The organism is Floridaenema aerugineum BLCC-F46, from assembly GCF_041929345.1.
Classification (GTDB): Bacteria; Cyanobacteriota; Cyanobacteriia; order Cyanobacteriales; family Aerosakkonemataceae; genus Floridanema; species Floridanema aerugineum.
Genome location: NZ_JBHFNQ010000204.1, coordinates 72,391 through 91,227, shown reverse-complemented (window position 1 = coordinate 91,227; position 18,837 = coordinate 72,391). Strand labels below are relative to the sequence as shown.

The window sequence follows — 18,837 nt, the reverse complement described above, 5'->3', positions numbered from 1 at the left end:
TGTTGCGCTTCAGCGCCTTCTTTAGCGCTGAAGCGCAACAACGTACCTATTGTAATTGTTCAGGATCGATGCCCATTTCCCGCAGTTTAGCGAGTAAGGATTGGGTTCTTTCCCTCTCCTGCGCTAACAAAGCTTGTGCTTCTTCCGCCCGTTGGCGTTCCGCTTCTGCCCGTTGACTTTCAGCTTCTGCGCGTTGGCGTTCGGCTTCCCGCTGTTCTTCTGACCATAGTAAGAGATTTCCTTGGGCATCCCACCACCTTAACCAAAATCCGGTTCTGCCTTCGTGAGTGCCCTCCCAAACTCCCAAAAATAAGTCTAATCCGGGAATTAAATAACGCCCAGATTCATCGGCTTCTTGGGGTTTATAATGTCCCGACTCTAAACCATAAACCTCAATGCGTCCGGTGTTTGGGCGAAAAATTACATAGCGCGGAACTTGGATGACTCGTTCGTAAAAGAACCATTTGCCAATGTTTTCGGTAGATTCTACAGAGTATTCTTCGCCGTAGGTAGCTGAAAGAAACTCCATTACTACCTGGGGAATAGTTCCTTCTGTGTGCGGTGTGTAACTGCGACGGGCTGTGTTTTTGCGCCAAGGTTGCACAGGGCGCACATACATCCAGTCTGGTGCTTTACAAATAATTTTTGCATCAATTGCCGCACATAAGGCAAAATTAGAAACTATTAGTGCATCTTGGCAAAGTTCCGGGAATGAGGTTAATGGCTGACGCAATGCTGCTGCCAGTAATGGCTGGTCGGTGTTTTCCACTGGGTCATCAGGTAAAATAAAGTCTTCTGGTAATAAAGGCCAAGTAATTGCCAGTTGTGGTGCTGGTGTTTGAATGGCGGTAGTCATGTGCTCACCTTGCGATCGCCTCTTGTTGAATTTTAATTGATGAATCTAGTCAAATGTTGTGCGAACATTAATGTGTTGAGTAAAGTTATGAGCAAGTTGCTATGGTGTTACCATTTCCCACAATAATCAAATCATTTTGGCTGCGTTTGTTGACGGCAATTTTAACGTTGATTTTGGCTTTTCTTTGGGTAATGTTAAGCGCAACGCCTGTGGCTGTAGCCCAAGAAAAAACTGTTAATTACACTAAGACTAATTTACAAAATCGCGATTTTTCTAATACAGATTTAGAGGGCGCGGTGTTTGCAGCAGCGGAAATGAAGGGCATTAATTTCCAAAATTCTAACCTGAATTTGGCAATTATGACTCAGGGAATTATGCTGGAAGCTAATTTAGAAGGTGCTAGTTTGGCTGGGGCTTTAGTTGATAGCGTGGTCTTTAATAAAGCGAATTTAAAAAACGCTATTTTCACGGCGGCTATCATGGTTGATACTAGTTTTAAGGATGCAGATATTACTGGCGCTGACTTCACAGATGCGATTATCGATCGCTATGAAGTAAAACTTCTTTGTCAACGCGCCGAAGGTGTCAACCCAGTAACTAAAGTTTCTACAAAAGAGAGTTTAGATTGTGACTATTTTAGCAGACATTAGTTGCTGCATTGCTTCCCAGTTGAGGACATCTTCTAATAAACTTTGATAGCCCAAAATATTGGGGTGAAGTCCATCTTCAGTCAGGCGCGATCGCATCCATTGGGAACCACGTCCCATCCAAAGATCAAAAATGTCTAAATAGGGAATCTCTCGCGCCTGACAAGCTTGTTTAGTTGCTTCTTTGTAACGATATTGGTCAGCCAAGTTATAGTAAAAACAATCTAAAAATGGCATCTTCTCTTCATTAACTGGCACCATCCCCACAAATAACACCGGACATAACTGTTGGGCGCGAGCGAGCAAAGCATCAATTTCACGTTCAAAATTGGCAAAATCTGTGTAATTTCTGCCATTTGCTCTAGCTAATCTCGCCGAATCATTGACTCCCACAGAAAGAATGATTAAATCTGGAACGCGATTTCGCAGTTCTCCTCGATTACGAAACTCATCTTCTAAACGTTGGCTAACTTGCTGTGTGCGATCGCCCCGCACCCCCAAATTATACAAAACATGACCCGGATTCGGCGGCATCATCCACTGCCGTCTGAGTCGTTCTACCCATCCCCCACCCTCATGATCGCCGAATCCATAAACTAAACTATCCCCAAGCGCTACCACCTTCAGGGAATTGTTATTCACTAAGCGTAAACGAAAGGAAGTACTATCTGCTAATGCTGCCATGTATCACAGAGTATAAATACTGAACTATTATAAAATCTTGACACAACGACAAGAAAATACACAATATCTCACATTAGAGAAGAGTGTGGGGACTAGGGACTGGGGATTGGCAAAGTTTTAAGTTTTCAACTTTCCTTCCCCTCTGCCCCCCTGCCCCTCTGCCCCTCTGCCCCCCTGCCCCCCTGCCCCTCTGCTACACTGGGAAATGACCTCTAAATAAAGGTTTTATGTACAAGCGATCCAAATTTGAGACTAGCCAAACCCAAGTGATGTATCGGGCGGAAGATTTAATTAGAGCAGCTTCCAACCGTTATCGGATTACTGTACAAGTGGCGAATCGCGCCAAACGTCGCCGCTATGAAGACTTTGAAAATATTGATGATCCAATGATGAAACCTGTAATTCGGGCAATCATTGAAATGTCTGATGAGTTAACTCAACCAGAAATTATCGGCGAATAGAGTTATTAGTCATTGGTCATTTGTCCTTTGTTAGTCAACAATAACAAATGACCAAGAACCAATGGCCAAGAACCAATGACCAAGAAAGCGAGATTTGCACTTGTAGCTTTAACAATTTTGGGTTTAACGGTTTTGCGATCGCTGCACATACCATCAAACAACCTAAATTTATTTACTCTCCAACCTGCACAAGCGCAAAATGCACCGAGTCAGAATCCCCAAAGATTTATAGTAGAAGATGTTTGGCAGAGAGTTTATGAACTTTTGCCCGATTTCCCCAAAGAAAATCAATATATCAGCAAGGAAACGGGAAAACAGGCGACAAGCAATACTCTAGTCGGTCGGTTGATTCGATATCATTTATTTGTTAAAGGTCGTCCACCGATTTACCGCTTGGATTGGAAATTGACGATCGCAGATTATTTAGGTGTAAATGAGGTAATGTTTGAAGGTGTGTATCCGGGTGGAGATACTTTACGACAAAATCCGATGGATAGCGATCGCGCCGTGATTACTCGCCTAACTCGTTCCCAAAGAGATGCTTTAGTCAACATCCTCGTTAGCATCTTTAACCCTAACGCCACCGCAGAATCTCAACCTACGCCAACACCAACTCCCACTCCAACTCCCACCCCAACACCAACTCCCAACCCTGGTAGATCTCTTCCTTCCTTACCCCAACCAGGAGACGCACAGCAACTTAAACTTGAAAAATGACCAATGACAAATAACCAATGACAAATGACAAATTGATTAAAAGTGGTGTCGGTTGGCGAATAGGTTGGAACCCGAAAGCTGAAAAATTTCAGGGTTTGGTGGGTGGAGATGATTGGGCGATCGAACTCACAGAAGCAGAGTTAAACGACTTTTGCCGCTTGTTGACGCAATTAGCAGCCACAATGGAACAAATGGCGAGTGAATTAATGGATGAGGAAAGAATTGCCACCGAAGCCGAAACTGACTTAATTTGGCTGGAAGTGGAAGGTTATCCTCACTCTTACAGTTTGCATTTAATGGTAAATTGCGATCGGCGTTGCGAAGGCAGTTGGTCAGCACAAGCAGTTCCCCACTTATTGCAAGCAATTCAAATTTTCCAAGTTTTTTAGTTGCAAATTCTTTTGTTCGTGCTATACTAGATAAGCAAAATGAAATCGGGGCGTAGCGCAGCTTGGTAGCGCACCACTTTGGGGTAGTGGGGGTCGCACGTTCAAATCGTGTCGCTCCGATATTAAAGAAATAGCCAGAAACCTTACTGGTTAAAGATATAGAAGGATTTACTCTGGAGAGCGATCGGTTTTCTGGGGTGAATTTTTTTGTTTGCATATTGACTATTGACTATCTTAAATTGCGTTTTGGCTATCAGGTGGCTATCATAATACAAAATACTACTAAATATAATTTTTAATTAAAAGCGAATACCTAGTAATCCTCCTTCATCAGTATCATCGGTCAGTCTTAGCCTTACAAAGGAATCAAAATTCTTTTCAAAATCCTGTGAGAACTCGGAACGGGGAATCATATCTGAGTTGAAAGTACAAATATATTGAAACCCGCAGTTGCTTGATACGCGATCAGCTAACTCAAGAGCAAGTGCTACTTGTCTCTCATCTACACCATCAAAAATGGTGCTGTCATGAATCAGTAGGCGTGGTGATGGATCGTGTTCAGACCAAAGTTGTGCCAACATTAAGTCGTAGCAGAATATCTTCATGTTACCGATACCTTCACTACCATCACGCCTAATATCTACTCTAAATTGAAAGCCGTTATCACCTACATTAATAGAGAGACTTCCAGGGGCATCGTAAAGGAACCGAGAGTTTTCATGAAAGAAACTCATAGCTCTTTCTACTTGAACACTCCGTTCTTCCTTATCACGCCTTGCCCGTTGCAAAAGGCGTTCTTTTTCAATCTTTAAACTGCTTTTTGCTTCCTCAAATTTTTTTAATTCCTCTATGCGTTTATTAATTTCATTAAGATCGGCTACGGTGTCTAGATAAAGTTCTTGAAGCCTTGTGAACTCTTCCAAAGCTCCATGAGTTTGTAGAATTTCTAATAGAGAAGCACGTTCTTCAATTTTTTCTCTGAGTAAGCTTTCTCTAGCCGAAATATCACGCCTGAGTCGTTGAATTTCTGCCGCAAGAAAATTACGCCTATTTTCTATAAGTTGACGGTGAAAAACTTCTACTTCTTCCAGCCGCCGAACCACTAAACCTGGAAGTTCAACACCAGCCCTCTCATATATACTAACAACTGCGTCTGGTGATGGTTCATTTTCTGACTCTAAACTAAGCTCATAAAATTCCAGTAGCTTCTGGTCTGTAATATTTTTATTAGTGGCTTCATGAATTTCGGCAGTTAATCGATTAGCTTGTTGCTCTAATTCATGGTACTGAGGCGCTACGCGAAAATTACTTAGAGTTTCTTTTCTCTCACGCAATTGTGACTCAACCTGAACCTTCAAAGCTTCTAGTTCACCTAAAGACCCAAGTACTCCGATTACAACGCCAGTTTCAGTATCTTTTTTAAGTTTCTTAAAATCTTCTAATAATTTTTGTCTGTCTTTCAAAAGCTGTAAGTCTCTAGCATCTTCCCAAGCAAGACCTAGTAAAAAAGCATTATTAACTTGCTTATCCCACTCTAGCTGCTTTCTATAATGCTCAAAAGGTGTAGAAAAGGCATCTCTTCCACGGCGTATAAAATAAGAAATTAAACTTCTAAAACTAGGTTGATATTTTTTATCTTCATCACTAATTGGTAGCCCAAACATTAAAGAGCCCAGGACTGTAGTCCAATCCTTAAGACTAAGAATTTTTTGTCCTTCTTTTACCTTTGGCTGGATAGGCCAATCAGTAGTATCTCCTATAATTAATATCTTTGATGGCTCCTCAGTATTTCTGGTTACTATAACAACTCGATTAGCGAGTGTAAGTTCTAGGCTAAAAGACCAACCCTTGAGTTGTACAACGCCTAGTCCTTTACCTCTTTGTAGACTGGCTCCAAGACAAAAGTGAATTATTTCGATTAGAGTTGACTTGCCAAGACCATTACGCGAATCCCTACTACCAGATACCTCTGTCCGATCCGCCAAAATGACGTTGAAGCCAGGTGTGAAATGTACTTCCTTAAAGGAAGCATGATTACAACGAACAGCACGGATGCGAATCATCGATGACACCTACGAAGCAGTCCTTGATCTATCTCAACGGCTCCAATCATGTACAGAAGGTCAAGAGTTAAAACAAAGCGTTCAAAGGTGGCAACTTCTGGCATGGTAGAGACAGTATTCCAAAGCGATGTAACAGTCTTTGGATAGTACAATTGTTCTATAATTTTAGCACCAACACCCAATAGGGAGTTACGGGTAGAGATATGCTTTGTGGGCAGAATCATAGGAAAATTATTAGTAGAGCCTGGATTTTTGGAAAGAGTCATAGCTCAAACACCTCGCACCTCTCGAAAAGATAAGATAAAACTGCTAATCCTGCTGCTGCCCTCTTCATATCTGAACTATTACAACAGGAGAATTTATGCAAACAATCGAATAAAGCGTCTCCTTCAAAACCTGCTATCCGTAATCTTCGATACTCTGCCAGAAAACCCGCCTTCAGTTTTTCTGGGAAATCAGGGTATAGAATAGCATTATGTTCAACGAAACGATGAACCTCTCTAACTTTACCCATTCCCATAGTTATTAGAAAATGGACTCCCTGAGAAAGATGATTTTTCTCTATTTTCAGGCTTATATTTGTAAGATCAAAGTTGATTTGAGAAGAAGCAGGTGGCATACCAAGAATAAATTTAGTTACAATGTCTAGCTCGTCAAATGTGACAGATGGCATTTCACGAGCTAGAGCTTCGCGTTCTGTAATTTGTTTAGTAACGGTATCTAGTTCATTTTGGCAAGCCGTAATATTTTCTTTTAGTTCTTGAATCTCCTTATTTAGTTTTGCTTTCGTTTTTTCATTGTCTTCGTAGCGCAGCGAGTCTTCCAGCTTTTTCTGTAGTTCTAAATTTTCACAAAGGTGTTGTTCCAAGTCTTGTAAGCGTTTTTGGTGTGGCTCCACGCTCTACTCTCCTCTATATCTCAACACCAAATTTTGCCAAGCAGTTTTAAGATTGATTCCTGTTCCTAAATCCACCTCACCTTCATATCCCAAAATTAAGGGAATAAGGGGTATAGTAACTTTGATCCTATGTCTTGCATCAATGCCAGGTGATTTAATAACTTCCATAATCTCCTGCTGATCCGAAGTTAAAATATTACGCTGGTTCAATATAACTAGCATTTGCTGCGTACTATCTAGAATCTGCTGTACTTCTAAATCTGATACTTTGCCACTATCAATTGCTTGTAGCACAACTGATATCGTATCTAATTGGGTTTTATCCATCTGTGCTGTAATAGCAGTGATTATACGCTGCTCTCCAGCACTGTAATGAGCTAGCAGTCTTTGACGCAAGTCGTTAATATTTCCATAAATTGCCCTTTGTCCAGCAGATAAGGTGTCTAATTTACTGTTTATCTGCTGCAACTGGATACCTACATTCTGCATTTGTTCAGTAGGTTCACCAGTTACTTGCATTCGCAGTTCACTGTACTCCTTCTGATAGCAAGTAGCTGACTCCCGCAATTGCTCGATTTCTCGACCATACTTAGCCTTTTTGCGTGGGTCATCTTCGTAGCGTAAGGCATCTTCATAATCTTTCAGTAACGCTAAGTCTTGTTTAATATTGTCTTCTAGGTGTTTCAGCCTCAGCCCGAAGTTGCCAGAAGTCATTTATTCAACCTTTGCTTGTAAAAGTGATTAATAATTACTGTAGCATCTGGCACAGTGAGTTACTTGCAAAGTAGAGAAGCTTTAATAAAATTGCATAACGCAACTGATACATTCCAATAGGTTGTTAATTATGGATTTTAATAGCAGAAACAAGATTTGAGTGACGGTGCTGGTTTCTCGAATGGGAAAAATGTGGCTAGCTTGGTACTAATTAATATCCTTCAATCCTAAAGTCCACAAGCATCCACACGCTCAAGCAAAGTACCAATCCAATCCCGATATCGTGGATACATTGTACTTTTTTTGCCTGCTAATCTCACCCACCAACTCCAGAAAGCAGCCGGAAGATGTCCCGGTGGTGCATCTAAACTAAAAGTCATTTCCCACCAAGGAATCCAAACTTTCTGGGCTACTCGCCAACGATCGCCAGTAGTCAAATCCACTGCTTCTGGACCATTATCTGTAAGTATATAGTTCTCTCCCACCAAAGGTTCAAATAACGAAGTATTGACTCGCCAAATTCGGTTGACTCTCCAACCAACGCGATCGCCTAATCGCTGATAATCTTTGCCCACAGATTTATAGATTTCCTTTTGTACCGAAAAGCCGACTATGGGAACACAGAGGAAATGTTGAATTATATTTTAAGCATCGGTATAAGCCTTTTAACTATCGGATTGGTAGCTTAACTGAATACTACTTGTTTAGGGAAACTTCGATCGCTGATGCTGTGTTAGATGATTTGAATCAAATGCAACCAATCGCTCTCAATTCCCCAAAACCTAATTAATCTTCACAACAACAGCACCCAAACTGGACTTACCGAATAATTTCCTCTGTTAATTAATGCTACTTGGAGAGACACTGAAAAACTCAAATTCAGTTGTCTTACTCCCCTGTTTCAGTTGAGGAAATATCAGTTTTCTAGTTGTTGAGTGCTGTTGTTAGTTAACAGAATCGATTTTAGATGAAACAGCTTTTTTCCTCCTTAATTCAATAGTGGACGAATTGCTGTAATCTCTATCTGATGAAGCTTTGTAGCTTCACTTATTAACTTACCATTTCCTTTAACATTTGCTTCAAGATGATAAATAACTTTACTTTTGACAGCAGGGAAATTCATCATTTTAAATTTGCTTTGCCATCAACTGTGCTTGGGTTTGGGTTTATTGGTCAATTGGTGGTAAATCTGGCCAGAGAGGTTAATCTTGAAGGTCAGAAGTCACCTGATTAAGGAAAAAGCGATACGCAAGAGAACACGCTACGCGATCGCATTTTTCGGCAAACAACTAGTAGCGGCGAAGGAAAGGCAAGTAACTAACCGCCAACCCTTGAGCCACTACTGAATTTTTCCCTCTTCTTTAGCCTTAGCCAAACCCTGCTGAAGCAAGATTGCTGCCATTTGAGATAAAGAACGCTGCTCTACATCAGCCAGCTTCTTTAAGCCTTCCTTCATTTCTTCGGAAACAAAAACCGTGACGGTTGTTTTCCCCATCTGCTTTATCTGAATCTATTGCAAAGTCCTTTTTTATCTTAGTTTCCCTTGACTTCTCTGTATATGTCACTAATTCTAACAACATCTAGCTAAACTTAATCACATCTGTTAGGATAAGCACAAAGCAAAATTCTACTTACTCCATGAAATACCCACCAGCCGATTCATAGTGGTGCATTCGCGTAGTCTGCCCCACCGATGAACACAACCATCAGCGAGGAATTAATTATGTCTGAGAACAAATCATTTAAGTAAAGAAATTGGAAGTGGCTCCTGAAACCCAAGAGCGCACTTCAAACATCAAAACAACTAACACATTAACTCAAAATCAAGTCAATTGGAGCATCATCATGTCATCTACCACCAAATTCGTTGCAACCAACCAACTCAACAGCTTCGCTTTCGCAGATTCCACCACCACTGATACGGTCGAGTTAGCTACAGAAGTCATACAACTGGGAAATTCTCACACCGCAGCTTTTGTTCACCTCAAAGAGCAAGCATTAGAACTGGGAGACAAACTCAAGGAATTAGAAGCAGCATTAGGCGAAACCCAATTCCAAAAACTGCTCAAACACTGTTTTCCCAAAGAACTAGTACGTTACTTCCGTAATCTAACTGCCCAAGCAAAACTGATAGCGAAATTCCCTAACTTACAAGAACGTATTTTGAATCTGCCTCTGTGTCACGCTGCTTTGTTGTTAGCGGGAACTGAAAGCCAAGTAGAAGCGATTCTTACGACTCAAACCAAATGGACGATTTCGCTCATCAAGGAAAGATTAGCGTCCACTAACGAAAGAGCGATCGAACCCACATTAACAGCGGGTAGCCCAGTAGTTTTCCTCAACAAAATTGGATTGTTACTCAATGAAGAGAACGAACTGCTATCAATTCGTTGCTTTGGGGATGGAGAAATCTATTTGCAACCAGCCTGCGAACTCCGGGCTTTAGATAAAGACAGCTTCGATGAATTTCTGAATCTGTTAGCTACAATTTCTGGGTTAAACGAGCAGTTAAATGATGATGAACGCACTCGTAATGATATTGAAGGCAAGTTAGGGAAACTCAACAAATGTCAACGTTCGTTGATGAATCAGTTAATGTTAACTGATGAGATGATCGGTTGTTTAGATTCAGCGATCGATAAAAGTTTATCCTTACGTCGGTTAACTGATGAAGACATCGATCGCGCTTTGCGGATTTACCACATTACCGATACTGATGCCGTATTAGCCAAAGCCAATTTATTAGCACGTTTGCGAGTCAAAGATGAATTAAATCCTCAGCCAACGATAGCTGAATTAATTATTGCCATTGCAACTTACTTACACAAACCAACCAGTAAACATGGTGGTGGTGGGATTCCGATTACTACTCGTGAGTATAACGAATTGATTGAACTGGTTCGACAACAAAATCAAACTATTGCTGCACTGAAAAGTGAAATCGCAGAAGTTAAAGAAAATTCAGCATCGATAGACAGCAATGTGTTGGCAGATGAATTAACTACCTTACGCTTAAAATTAAATCAATACCAACAACTAATTAACTCACAAGAACAGCAAATCAAATCGCTTCAAGAACAAGTCGAATCTGCTATTGACGAAACTGTTAACAGTGAGCTTAGTCGAACTGTGACTATAGAGAATACTAATACCGTCGAACCGGGAGCAGTAGTTAAGATTACCAAACATCCAATTCATGGGGGAAAACTTGGATTATTTACTGGGTCAACAACCGTGAATGATTGGCGATTTGATGAACCAGTAGCAGTTGGTAAAGTTGTGTTAATGCCGGGAACCAAATGGCAGTTTCCTTTAGAGATTAACAATTATGCTGACTGTGTGGAACCGAGTAACTTGACACCAGAACAATATCAGCAATTGGTAGAACTGGAATTAATTGCCGAGGAATGCAAGAAGGTTAAAGAGGAACTTATTTTTAGTCAAGATGCGATCGAGGAGGCAGTTTATCAGTTAGGCAAGAGTTTAGCGTTAGCGAATGTTCCTGGGTGGGATAATTGCGGGAATTTCACTGATGAAAATGGGACAACTTTAACCGGAACAAAGGCTTTACGAACTGGAGTGACAGCGATTTCAGAATTGTTGTCAGAAGTGTTTTGTGAATTTTAGTTTTGTTTGCTTGTTCAAGCAAGTATTAAGGGAGCTATCGATCTAGATTCTCTTCAATACCTGAACATTTTTGTTTAGCTACCTGCGCTCGCAAAACTGTGAGGCTGATTAGAAATAAGCGATCGCTCTGTCCATGTTTCTGGATGGATGAGTGCGATCGCAGTTAATGACAGTTTACAAACCACAGAATCACCCCCAACCCTGTTATAGTTTACGAATATCCATCGTTCAAAAATAATCAATAGTTGAAATAGTTCGTTTGACATTCAAATTGGAAACATGAATTTCTCGAACGTCGAACAGTTTGTATTTAGTAATGGGGATACGTTCAGTCTCCAAGACCTGCAAGCGCAAGTCCAAATCTAACATTACACCAATTTTAGCTGACGGTTATTCGTTGGAATATTGCGAGTGCGATCGCTATCTTTGAGACTATAATCAATCCGGCTTGATGAACCTTTGATTAGCTCGTACCAAGCAAGCCCGATCATCTCCCAAATCTACTGTTACCCAAGGTAAACCCCTGGTGTCATTGAGCATCGTACCACCACCATGACCATGATAAACCGTCAGGCGCGTGTTCTTGGGAAAACGCCGTACCACAGGCCATTGTTCAATATTCAGGGTAGGCCACACTACATTATCCGCATCCCATTCGCGTCGCGGTAGTTGCGGCGACCAACGGCAATTAAGTCCTCTAGGATCTGAGTCAACCACTATCCAATAATTACGGAAAATATTGGCTGGCACGCTAGTAGTAAAATCCCCATTTTGATTGGCTTTGGGTGTACCATATTGGGCTAGTGCGATCGTCGGTACGAAGGCTAAACTAGCAATGAGAATATATTGATGAATTCTGTACAATTTTTTCATAAACTAAATTGAATTAACACCCATCTATTAGGTGTCATTCAATTGCAATGGCTAATTCTATTGTGATTAATTGAATTTATAAGTAGCGATTGATGTAGCAATTATTTACAGCAGATAATCATGCCCAAACTCCCGGAGTGCGAGTCCTGCCTCTACCATTCCCACCACTACCCAGAGGATTTGGTCCAAGTCCACGACTTTTAGTTCTGTCAAGGTAATTCAAAGTGGCTGAAAGCAGGAAAGCCGGAAAAGCCTGTTAGCAAAGGATATCCGCGACACTCCCCGATAGTTGTGTTCCCTTGTTGCATACTTTCTTTGGCAAAACTGTATGTTATGTAACAAATTGTCTCAAAGTGAGTAATTATGCAATTAACTCGGATACTGTATAAGAGTAGACAGAACGGGAGAGGAAATTGTGAGTCAAAGAGTTACTATCGCAGTACCGGAATCACTGTTTACCCGACTTCAACCCGTCAAGCAAGGCTTCAATATTTCTGCCGTTTGCCAGGAGGCATTAGAGATGGCTATTACAATCGAAGAACTCAAAACCCAAGTTGCCGAAGACGAAAATTTAGTCCAACGCCTTCAAACAGAAAAGAAAGTTCTCCTCAACAAGGTTCGTCAAGAAGGATTTGAATTAGGAATTCGTTCCAGTGCCAAGTTGTCCTACAAAGATTTCCGTCATTTTGAACGAGTTCAGTCTCTAGCGACTGCCCTGGATGAAGATGTGCTGGACTACCTGTGGAGTTATCTCAATCAAAAAGATTATCCAGAACAAGCACGTCATTTGGATGCCGATTTTGCCTACTTGCTGGAAGTAGATCCATCTTGCCGGATTTCCTTTGCACAAGGATGGATTGATGGAGTGTTATCGGCTTGGCAAACGATTAAAACTCAAGTAGAGAACCCACAATAGTCACAGATGCAGAATGATAGGCTAAGTGAACTTCGATTTGTTTGTGTTTGCAAATCCTTGCTCATGTCCTATCCACAGATCTTTCGTGTCCGTCAAACATTTGAAGCCCCCTGCATCGAGGATGTTGCGGCAACAACTCAGAGCGAATTATCCCGACTGCATTTAGGCGATCGCATTGGGCCCAATCAGCAGGTGGCGATTACCGCTGGGAGTCGTGGGATTGCGAACATCCACCTGATTATTAAAGCAGTAGTCGAACACCTAAAGTCCCTTGGTGCCCAGCCATTCATCGTCCCGGCAATGGGAAGTCATGGCGGCGCAACGGCACAAGGGCAAAGCAAGTTGATCGAAAGCTACGGCATCACCGAGGAATTCTGCGGTTGTCCCATCCGTTCTAGTATGGAAACCACAGTCATTTGTCATGCTAAGGAGGGTTTTCCAGTTCACTTTGATAAGTATGCTTTGGCTGCGGATCATCTGGTAGTTATCAATCGAGTCAAGCCACACACAGGCTTTGTTGGTGATATTGAAAGCGGATTGATGAAAATGATGCTCATCGGTCTTGGCAAGCACGAAGGGGCGAAAATCTATCACCGAGCCATCATCAATCACAGTTTCGGGCAGATTGTCCACAGTGTTGCTCGCGAGGTTCTGTCTCGATGTCGTGTGCTTTTTGGTTTGGCGGTAGTGGAAAATGCTTATGACCAAACTGCTTTGATCCGTGCAGTTGAACCCCAGGAATTTGAAGACCGAGAACGCGAACTGCTAATCCTCGCCAAACAGTGGATGCCGCGATTGCCATTCAACACCGCAGATATTTTGATTGTTGATGAAATCGGCAAGAACATCAGCGGGACAGGGATGGATACCAATGTCATCGGACGCAAATATAACGATCATGCAGCGATCGAGAATGAATGGCCTAAATGCCGAAGGATCATTGTTCGGGGTCTAACTCAAGCAACGCATGGTAACGCTAACGGGATCGGGATGAGTGAATTCTGCCGCACAAGGGCGATCGAACAAATGGATCGCAAAAGCACCCGACTCAACAGCCTAACCGCAGGACACCCAACTGCGGCTATGCTGCCCCTTGACTATCCCACCGATCGGGAATGTCTTGATGCGGCACTTTCCACGATCGGTCTAGTTGAACCACCCGATACTCGGTTGATGTGGATACATAATACGTTAGATATAGCAGAGGTGGAGTGTTCTATTTCTTATTTGCCAGAAGTTGAATCGCGCCGTGATTTGGAAATTCTCGTGCCGCCGCGATCGCTACCTTTTGATGCTGAGGGTAATCTACCCGATGAGAATTAAGTTATCCGCTGCCAACACGAATCTAACCCGCCTCATCCTTTCTAAAATCTAACCGTTAACAGATACCCGACTTCTTGGAGAAGTTGGGTATCTGATTTTGGATTGCAAAGTGTTAAGGGCTATTGAATTTTGTAAATATTGCTTTGTTCTATCAACTGTAATCCCTTAGACTGATGTCCAATTGAAATTTTTGGAATAAACAGGGATATGCAAATCGAAAATTTGCACTGGCATGATTATTTAGTTTTAGCTTCTTTGATTGGCTCTATTGTAGGGCTTTGGTTAATTAATAGTCACAAGCCAACTCAAGTAAAAGATAAAGAAGGAACAGAGCGATCGCTATTTTTGATGATCTTCACCTACTGGATAGTTTATTGTGTAGCTGATTTTGCTCAAAAGCTGCAATTACCTAATTGGGATATTTTATTGATGAGTTTGCAAATAACAGCAGCTATCTCTTACTTTTTAACCGCTTGTTGTGTAATTATTCTGCCATTACACCGCTTTTCTTTACAGCAAGTCGCCAAGTAATTGTTAATTAGAAAATAGGAAATAGTTAATTGACTATTTCCTATTTTTTGTTGAACAATATCAGTGAGTAACTTGTTTTCCTGTGAGACTTTTATTCGCTGATTGTTGTAGAAAAAATCAAAATTTTTCTTAAAAGTAACTTAGTTTCAGCTTATTTACCTTAAATATTATCCTTTGTTATCTTTTTATGGGCAGTTTTTTCCTAATTAACTGCGTGAAATTACCGATGACAACCGATGGTTGTAAACTTTACTATCAGAATTAAATACAAAGATATATAGCCCTAAAACCAAATAGCAACAAGTAGTATGTATAAACCTTCGTTTAATCAGTTAACAGCGGGGATAGTAATCTTCGTGCTGTCAGTTTACTTTGTGACGCACTTTCCAGATAAAATACCTTATCTAATATTCGCACTTATCTTATTTTTTTTATTAGCTAAGTACGCAATTCAAGAGTCTTCAAAAACAAATATTGGAAAAAAAACGCAGCTTTACAAAAATACGATTAATGGTAAAGAAACGCAGCTTTATAAATCACTGCTCCAAAGAAGCCAAGGCGATCGCAAACAGGTAGAAAGATTGATTGATTACGAACGGCGACGCAGCCCAAATTCCTGCCGTGCCGACCTTTTGCAATTTGCGATCGATCGCTGGGAGCGCGATCGAAGGTAAGATATCGGTTTAAGTTAACGGAGATCTTGCACCTGTCGTTTTAGCCCACCTGCGAATCAATTCGCAGGCTAATAGCTCAAGTCCATTAAAATGGACTGAAAGCATAAGAATTACTAAGTTTTAGTCATATAACAGAGGACTTTCGCTATGACTCTGGGACTTGAGTCCAGGCGGATTTTGAAACTGGTGCAAGATCTGAGTTAATTAAAAAATAGCAGACTGTCAATTGACAATCTGCAATCTTCAATATCATTTCATAGCTTGAAAAATTGCTGTTTCTAATTCATCTTTTGGGCAGCTAGTAATAATAAAAACCTCTTGAAAAGTTTTACCCTGACGGGCGATTAATTTAAATCCACCTCGGATTGGTACGGAAACTTTTAATTGCAAGCGTGGGGAATGTCCTTTGGCTCTACCAATTACTGCCGGAGTAATGGTTTGAATACCATTATATTTAGTGAGACGTTCCAAAACGGCAATTAAGCCGGGAATGTGGGTGGAATGAGTGAGAACTAACCTACCGCCAGGGGAATTATTCATAATTTTATGTTTATGCTGCTTCTAGGGGAGCCATAGTTAATCCGGCGCGACTCAACTGTTGGTGGTAGAGTTCCGCTTGCTCTTGCGGGCCAACCCAAACAATAGCTTGACCTTCATAGTGTACTTGATTGGTGAGTTCCCAAGCGTGCTCAGTCGTCATCCCAGGAATATACTTCACCAAACAATCATGAACGTGCTGAAAGGTGTTGAAATCATCGTCCAGCACGATTATTTTGTAGTTGGGGTAAAGTTTCCGGGTAACTTGACTAGAGCGTTCAGGAGCTTGAGTCGGCGCGGTTGCCATCCCAAAGATTGCTGCTGAAAGTGTTTTAGTCATAGTGCAGTTCCCGAATTAACTTAACAAATTGATACAACTAGTTATTTATCTATATTAATGGAGAACTGGCAAGGCTGAGTAAAAATTATTTGACTGCTCAAAGTGAGGTTGAGTTTGCTGGCTATCGCTACATCCGCTGCCAATCTAACAACTTTTGGCAAATTATTTTTCCTTTATTCGTAAAATTCTCGGATCATACTATAGGTAGAGTTGTATTAATAAGAAGAAGAGTAGATATTTATGCGTAGGGCTTAAAAATTTGCTCTAGCTGGTTAAGGTTGTTTTACCTGAGTTAAAGTCTCAAAGAAAACAGCCTCACAGTATCTCATAAATTTATCAACTTATCCTTTGTTTATTCGAGGACGAAATTTCTATGGTTTGCGTACAACCTTCTTCATTAATTGCAACTCCTGTAACTAGTAAACATCAAGGCATGGGTAGTATTGTGTTTGATAGTGGTACTGCCTTTAGAGTTTGGGCACCATTTGCCAAGCAAGTTGATGTTGCTTTTTACGAAGATGAAAATCAGGAGAAAGATCGCCCAGATAGGCTGGTAGAATTAGCTTCTGAGGGAAATGGTTACTGGTCAAGTGATGTCGAAGGGATTAAACCGGGTCAACTTTACAGATATCGACTAGTTAATAATAGTTCAAACGATGTTCTCTGGAGAATAGATCCTTATGCTAAAGATGTAACAAATTCTGTTGGGAAAGCGATCGTTAGTCGCTCTGATTTTGCTTGGACCGATCGAGATTTTCGGATGCCAGATTACAATTCTCTGGTGATTTATGAATTGCACTTGGGAACTTTTAATGATACGCCTCAAGGAGAACCGGGAACTTTAGCAAAAGCGATCGAAAGATTGCCATATTTGCGAGATCTAGGAATTAACTGCATTAATATCATGCCGACTGGTGAATTCGCCGCCAGTTTTTCTTGGGGATATAACCCAGCTTTTCCATTTGCAGTCGAGTCCGCCTACGGTCACTTAGATGATTTCAAACATTTTGTTAATACTGCTCATAATCTTGGTCTTGCTGTGATTATGGACTGCGTTTATAACCATTTTGGGCCTAGCGATTTAGGGGATGGATTGTGGCGTTTTGATGGATGGGGCTTAGACAAATGGGGTGGTATTTATTTCTATAATGATGGGCGTGCCATAACGCCTTGGGGAGATACCAAACCAGATTTTGGCAGACCAGAAGTGCGCCAATATCTCCGAGACAATGCGATATTTTGGTTGGATGAGTGTCATTGTGATGGATTGAGATTAGATAGTACCAGCAATATTTGGGGATTTGATAATGGTAAAGGATGGAATAATGAAGGCTTCAATTTGCTACGTTGGATTAGCGATGAAGTTAAACACTTTTTCAAATATCCCAGACACAAAATTGTGATTGCTGAAGACTGGAATAACGATGGGTGGTTGACTAAATCAACTTCTCAATGGGGTGCAGGAATGGATGCGGAATGGCATTGGTTTGTTCATAGTGTTCGCCATGAGTTAGAAAATCCTTTGGATGAGTATCGCAATATGAATGACATTGCCACTGCACTTTATGCTCGTAACAATGGCGATGCTTTTAAGCGAGTTATTTTTACAGAATCTCATGATGAAACTGCTAATGGGAAAACTCGCGTCAACAGACAAATAGACCCCAATAACCCTGAGTCTTGGGTGGCGAAAAAGCGATCGACTTTAGGAGCAGCAATAGTTCTTACTACACCTGGAATTCCGATGATTTGGCAAGGTCAAGAGTTTCTGGAAGTCGATCATTTTCGTGATGACGATCCATTAGAGTGGGATAGAATCGATCGCTTTGCTGGGATTCATGACCTTTATCAACGTCTTTGTCAGTTGCGGCGAAATTGGGAAAATAACACTCGCGGATTGAGAGGACAACATATTAATTGTCAATTAGTTGATAACTTGAATAAGGTGATTGCTTATCATCGTTGGGATCAAGGTGGACCCGGTGATGATGTAATTGTGATTTTGAATTTTTCTAATCGCTATTGGGATTCTTACCGAGTAGGTTTACCTCGTTTGGGTACCTGGTGGTGTCGCTTTTCTAGTGATTGGAAAGGTTACAGTGATGACTTCAGTAATTTTGGCGGATATGCGGTTAGTGCTGAATATTCACCTAAAGATGGAATGGCATATAGTGCAGGTTTTGCGCTTGCACCTTACAGCGCTCTGATTTATTCTCAATGATCTAAATTTGTGCGAAAACCAAGGCAGGCAGGATGCCCGCCCCACAAGAAAGCTGTAAATCTTGTGGGGTGGGCTAGGAGAGCGAGCCCCACAAGAAAGCTGTAAATCTTGTGGGGTGGGCTAGGAGAGCGAGCCCCACAAGAAAGCTGTAAATCTTGTGGGGTGGGCAAGTCCCACAAGAAAGCTGTAAATCTTGTGGGGTGGGCTAGGAGAGCGAGCCCCACAAGAAAGCTGTAAATCTTGTGGGGTGGGCATCCTGCCCGCCCCGCACCCGACAAATAGAGCAATAAATCCTGAATCCAAAACCTTGTAGAGACGTTATATATAACGTCTCTACATTATTATGGGTAATCAAGCAGAAATTAT

The 18,837-nt window shown here is 41.4% G+C and carries 22 protein-coding genes and 1 tRNA gene; 12 read left to right on the top strand and 11 right to left on the bottom strand.

The window, feature by feature from the left end:
* Positions 1-46: 46 nt before the first annotated feature.
* Positions 47-856 carry a Uma2 family endonuclease gene (locus ACE1CC_RS27130; RefSeq protein WP_413273550.1) on the bottom strand — a complete coding sequence of 270 codons (810 nt, stop codon included), beginning with the start codon at positions 854-856 and terminating at the stop codon, positions 47-49.
* A gap of 101 nt (positions 857-957) precedes the next feature.
* Between ACE1CC_RS27130 and ACE1CC_RS27125 the strand changes: the two genes are divergently transcribed.
* Positions 958-1,506 carry a pentapeptide repeat-containing protein gene (locus tag ACE1CC_RS27125; protein WP_413273549.1) on the top strand — a complete coding sequence of 183 codons (549 nt, stop codon included), beginning with the start codon at positions 958-960 and terminating at the stop codon, positions 1,504-1,506.
* On the opposite strand, the gene ACE1CC_RS27120 is transcribed toward ACE1CC_RS27125, so the two are convergent.
* Entirely contained in the window at positions 1,477-2,187 is a 711-nt protein-coding gene (locus tag ACE1CC_RS27120) for a GDSL-type esterase/lipase family protein (protein ID WP_413273548.1), read from the bottom strand. The two genes, ACE1CC_RS27125 and ACE1CC_RS27120, sit on opposite strands and share 30 nt — an antisense overlap.
* A gap of 227 nt (positions 2,188-2,414) precedes the next feature.
* Here ACE1CC_RS27120 and ACE1CC_RS27115 point away from each other — a divergent pair, with 227 nt between their 5' ends.
* The 4 genes from ACE1CC_RS27115 to ACE1CC_RS27100 all read left to right on the top strand — a co-directional run bounded on the left by ACE1CC_RS27115 (position 2,415) and on the right by ACE1CC_RS27100 (position 3,874).
* On the top strand, positions 2,415-2,648 hold the full coding sequence (locus ACE1CC_RS27115) for a DNA-directed RNA polymerase subunit omega (protein ID WP_413273547.1): 234 nt from the start codon (positions 2,415-2,417) through the stop codon (positions 2,646-2,648).
* Positions 2,649-2,723: 75 nt separating this feature from the next.
* Positions 2,724-3,365 (top strand): hypothetical protein, encoded by a 642-nt coding sequence (locus tag ACE1CC_RS27110; RefSeq protein ID WP_413273546.1) that lies wholly within the window; start codon positions 2,724-2,726, stop codon positions 3,363-3,365.
* A gap of 17 nt (positions 3,366-3,382) precedes the next feature.
* On the top strand, positions 3,383-3,754 hold the full coding sequence (locus tag ACE1CC_RS27105; protein ID WP_413273545.1) for a DUF1818 family protein: 372 nt from the start codon (positions 3,383-3,385) through the stop codon (positions 3,752-3,754).
* Positions 3,755-3,800: 46 nt separating this feature from the next.
* Positions 3,801-3,874, top strand: a tRNA-Pro gene (locus ACE1CC_RS27100).
* A 179-nt stretch (positions 3,875-4,053) separates the two neighbouring features.
* Here ACE1CC_RS27100 and ACE1CC_RS27095 read toward each other — a convergent pair.
* From ACE1CC_RS27095 to ACE1CC_RS27075, 5 genes are all read right to left on the bottom strand, one after another.
* Positions 4,054-5,817: an ABC-three component system protein gene (locus ACE1CC_RS27095; RefSeq protein ID WP_413273544.1), complete on the bottom strand. Its 1,764-nt coding sequence runs from the start codon at positions 5,815-5,817 to the stop codon at positions 4,054-4,056.
* Entirely contained in the window at positions 5,814-6,041 is a 228-nt protein-coding gene (locus ACE1CC_RS27090; protein WP_413273543.1) for an ABC-three component system middle component 6, read from the bottom strand. Before ACE1CC_RS27090 ends, ACE1CC_RS27095 begins: the two co-directional genes overlap by 4 nt.
* A 38-nt stretch (positions 6,042-6,079) precedes the next feature.
* Positions 6,080-6,715, bottom strand: a complete 636-nt coding sequence (locus tag ACE1CC_RS27085) for a hypothetical protein (RefSeq protein ID WP_413273542.1) — start codon at positions 6,713-6,715, stop codon at positions 6,080-6,082.
* 3 nt (positions 6,716-6,718) lie between these two features.
* Positions 6,719-7,429, bottom strand: coding sequence for a hypothetical protein (locus ACE1CC_RS27080; protein WP_413273541.1), 711 nt, complete (start codon positions 7,427-7,429; stop codon positions 6,719-6,721).
* 227 nt (positions 7,430-7,656) lie between these two features.
* A complete protein-coding gene (locus tag ACE1CC_RS27075; protein ID WP_413273552.1) occupies positions 7,657-8,043 on the bottom strand; it encodes a GUN4 domain-containing protein in 387 nt (128 codons plus the stop codon).
* A gap of 594 nt (positions 8,044-8,637) precedes the next feature.
* Between ACE1CC_RS27075 and ACE1CC_RS27070 the strand changes: the two genes are divergently transcribed.
* Positions 8,638-8,775 (top strand): hypothetical protein, encoded by a 138-nt coding sequence (locus ACE1CC_RS27070; protein ID WP_413273540.1) that lies wholly within the window; start codon positions 8,638-8,640, stop codon positions 8,773-8,775.
* Here the strand turns inward: ACE1CC_RS27070 and ACE1CC_RS27065 are convergent.
* Positions 8,769-8,924: a ribbon-helix-helix domain-containing protein gene (locus ACE1CC_RS27065; RefSeq protein WP_413257255.1), complete on the bottom strand. Its 156-nt coding sequence runs from the start codon at positions 8,922-8,924 to the stop codon at positions 8,769-8,771. The genes ACE1CC_RS27070 and ACE1CC_RS27065 overlap by 7 nt on opposite strands.
* A 266-nt stretch (positions 8,925-9,190) precedes the next feature.
* Between ACE1CC_RS27065 and ACE1CC_RS27060 the strand changes: the two genes are divergently transcribed.
* Complete coding sequence (locus ACE1CC_RS27060) at positions 9,191-11,056, top strand: hypothetical protein (protein ID WP_413273539.1); 1,866 nt, start codon at positions 9,191-9,193, stop codon at positions 11,054-11,056.
* Between the two features lie 438 nt (positions 11,057-11,494).
* Here ACE1CC_RS27060 and ACE1CC_RS27055 read toward each other — a convergent pair whose 3' ends face one another.
* Entirely contained in the window at positions 11,495-11,929 is a 435-nt protein-coding gene (locus ACE1CC_RS27055; RefSeq protein ID WP_413273538.1) for a hypothetical protein, read from the bottom strand.
* A gap of 415 nt (positions 11,930-12,344) precedes the next feature.
* On the opposite strand from ACE1CC_RS27055, the gene ACE1CC_RS27050 reads away from it, so the two are divergent.
* The 4 genes from ACE1CC_RS27050 (at position 12,345) to ACE1CC_RS27035 (ending at position 15,373) form a co-directional block, all read left to right on the top strand.
* Positions 12,345-12,845 (top strand): hypothetical protein, encoded by a 501-nt coding sequence (locus ACE1CC_RS27050; protein WP_413273537.1) that lies wholly within the window; start codon positions 12,345-12,347, stop codon positions 12,843-12,845.
* 63 nt (positions 12,846-12,908) lie between these two features.
* On the top strand, positions 12,909-14,168 hold the full coding sequence (locus ACE1CC_RS27045; protein WP_413273536.1) for a nickel pincer cofactor-dependent isomerase, group 22: 1,260 nt from the start codon (positions 12,909-12,911) through the stop codon (positions 14,166-14,168).
* A 207-nt stretch (positions 14,169-14,375) separates the two neighbouring features.
* A complete protein-coding gene (locus ACE1CC_RS27040) occupies positions 14,376-14,699 on the top strand; it encodes a hypothetical protein (protein ID WP_413273535.1) in 324 nt (107 codons plus the stop codon).
* Positions 14,700-15,007: 308 nt separating this feature from the next.
* Positions 15,008-15,373 (top strand): hypothetical protein, encoded by a 366-nt coding sequence (locus ACE1CC_RS27035; RefSeq protein WP_413273534.1) that lies wholly within the window; start codon positions 15,008-15,010, stop codon positions 15,371-15,373.
* A 249-nt stretch (positions 15,374-15,622) separates the two neighbouring features.
* Here the strand turns inward: ACE1CC_RS27035 and ACE1CC_RS27030 are convergent, their stop codons facing one another.
* Together ACE1CC_RS27030 and clpS are read right to left on the bottom strand one after the other, a co-directional pair.
* Complete coding sequence (locus ACE1CC_RS27030) at positions 15,623-15,913, bottom strand: DUF2103 domain-containing protein (RefSeq protein ID WP_413273533.1); 291 nt, start codon at positions 15,911-15,913, stop codon at positions 15,623-15,625.
* 10 nt (positions 15,914-15,923) lie between these two features.
* Entirely contained in the window at positions 15,924-16,250 is a 327-nt protein-coding gene (gene clpS, locus ACE1CC_RS27025) for an ATP-dependent Clp protease adapter ClpS (RefSeq protein WP_193981883.1), read from the bottom strand.
* Positions 16,251-16,623: 373 nt separating this feature from the next.
* Between clpS and ACE1CC_RS27020 the strand changes: the two genes are divergently transcribed.
* Positions 16,624-18,471, top strand: a complete 1,848-nt coding sequence (locus ACE1CC_RS27020) for an alpha-amylase family glycosyl hydrolase (RefSeq protein ID WP_413273532.1) — start codon at positions 16,624-16,626, stop codon at positions 18,469-18,471.
* The last annotated feature ends 366 nt before the right edge of the window (positions 18,472-18,837 follow it).

What these genes read in the sequence shown, in the direction of transcription:
- ACE1CC_RS27030 (WP_413273533.1), bottom strand. Translation starts at nt 15,913, where the DNA reads ATGAATAATTCCCCTGGCGGTAGGTTAGTTCTCACTCATTCCACCCAC.
- ACE1CC_RS27115 (WP_413273547.1), top strand. Translation starts at nt 2,415, where the DNA reads ATGTACAAGCGATCCAAATTTGAGACTAGCCAAACCCAAGTGATGTAT.
- ACE1CC_RS27090 (WP_413273543.1), bottom strand. Translation starts at nt 6,041, where the DNA reads ATGATTCTGCCCACAAAGCATATCTCTACCCGTAACTCCCTATTGGGT.
- ACE1CC_RS27045 (WP_413273536.1), top strand. Translation starts at nt 12,909, where the DNA reads ATGTCCTATCCACAGATCTTTCGTGTCCGTCAAACATTTGAAGCCCCC.
- ACE1CC_RS27125 (WP_413273549.1), top strand. Translation starts at nt 958, where the DNA reads ATGGTGTTACCATTTCCCACAATAATCAAATCATTTTGGCTGCGTTTG.
- ACE1CC_RS27120 (WP_413273548.1), bottom strand. Translation starts at nt 2,187, where the DNA reads ATGGCAGCATTAGCAGATAGTACTTCCTTTCGTTTACGCTTAGTGAAT.
- ACE1CC_RS27080 (WP_413273541.1), bottom strand. Translation starts at nt 7,429, where the DNA reads ATGACTTCTGGCAACTTCGGGCTGAGGCTGAAACACCTAGAAGACAAT.
- clpS (WP_193981883.1), bottom strand. Translation starts at nt 16,250, where the DNA reads ATGACTAAAACACTTTCAGCAGCAATCTTTGGGATGGCAACCGCGCCG.
- ACE1CC_RS27040 (WP_413273535.1), top strand. Translation starts at nt 14,376, where the DNA reads ATGCAAATCGAAAATTTGCACTGGCATGATTATTTAGTTTTAGCTTCT.
- ACE1CC_RS27035 (WP_413273534.1), top strand. Translation starts at nt 15,008, where the DNA reads ATGTATAAACCTTCGTTTAATCAGTTAACAGCGGGGATAGTAATCTTC.
- ACE1CC_RS27055 (WP_413273538.1), bottom strand. Translation starts at nt 11,929, where the DNA reads ATGAAAAAATTGTACAGAATTCATCAATATATTCTCATTGCTAGTTTA.
- ACE1CC_RS27065 (WP_413257255.1), bottom strand. Translation starts at nt 8,924, where the DNA reads ATGGGGAAAACAACCGTCACGGTTTTTGTTTCCGAAGAAATGAAGGAA.
- ACE1CC_RS27020 (WP_413273532.1), top strand. Translation starts at nt 16,624, where the DNA reads ATGGTTTGCGTACAACCTTCTTCATTAATTGCAACTCCTGTAACTAGT.
- ACE1CC_RS27110 (WP_413273546.1), top strand. Translation starts at nt 2,724, where the DNA reads ATGACCAAGAAAGCGAGATTTGCACTTGTAGCTTTAACAATTTTGGGT.
- ACE1CC_RS27095 (WP_413273544.1), bottom strand. Translation starts at nt 5,817, where the DNA reads ATGATTCGCATCCGTGCTGTTCGTTGTAATCATGCTTCCTTTAAGGAA.
- ACE1CC_RS27105 (WP_413273545.1), top strand. Translation starts at nt 3,383, where the DNA reads ATGACAAATGACAAATTGATTAAAAGTGGTGTCGGTTGGCGAATAGGT.
- ACE1CC_RS27130 (WP_413273550.1), bottom strand. Translation starts at nt 856, where the DNA reads ATGACTACCGCCATTCAAACACCAGCACCACAACTGGCAATTACTTGG.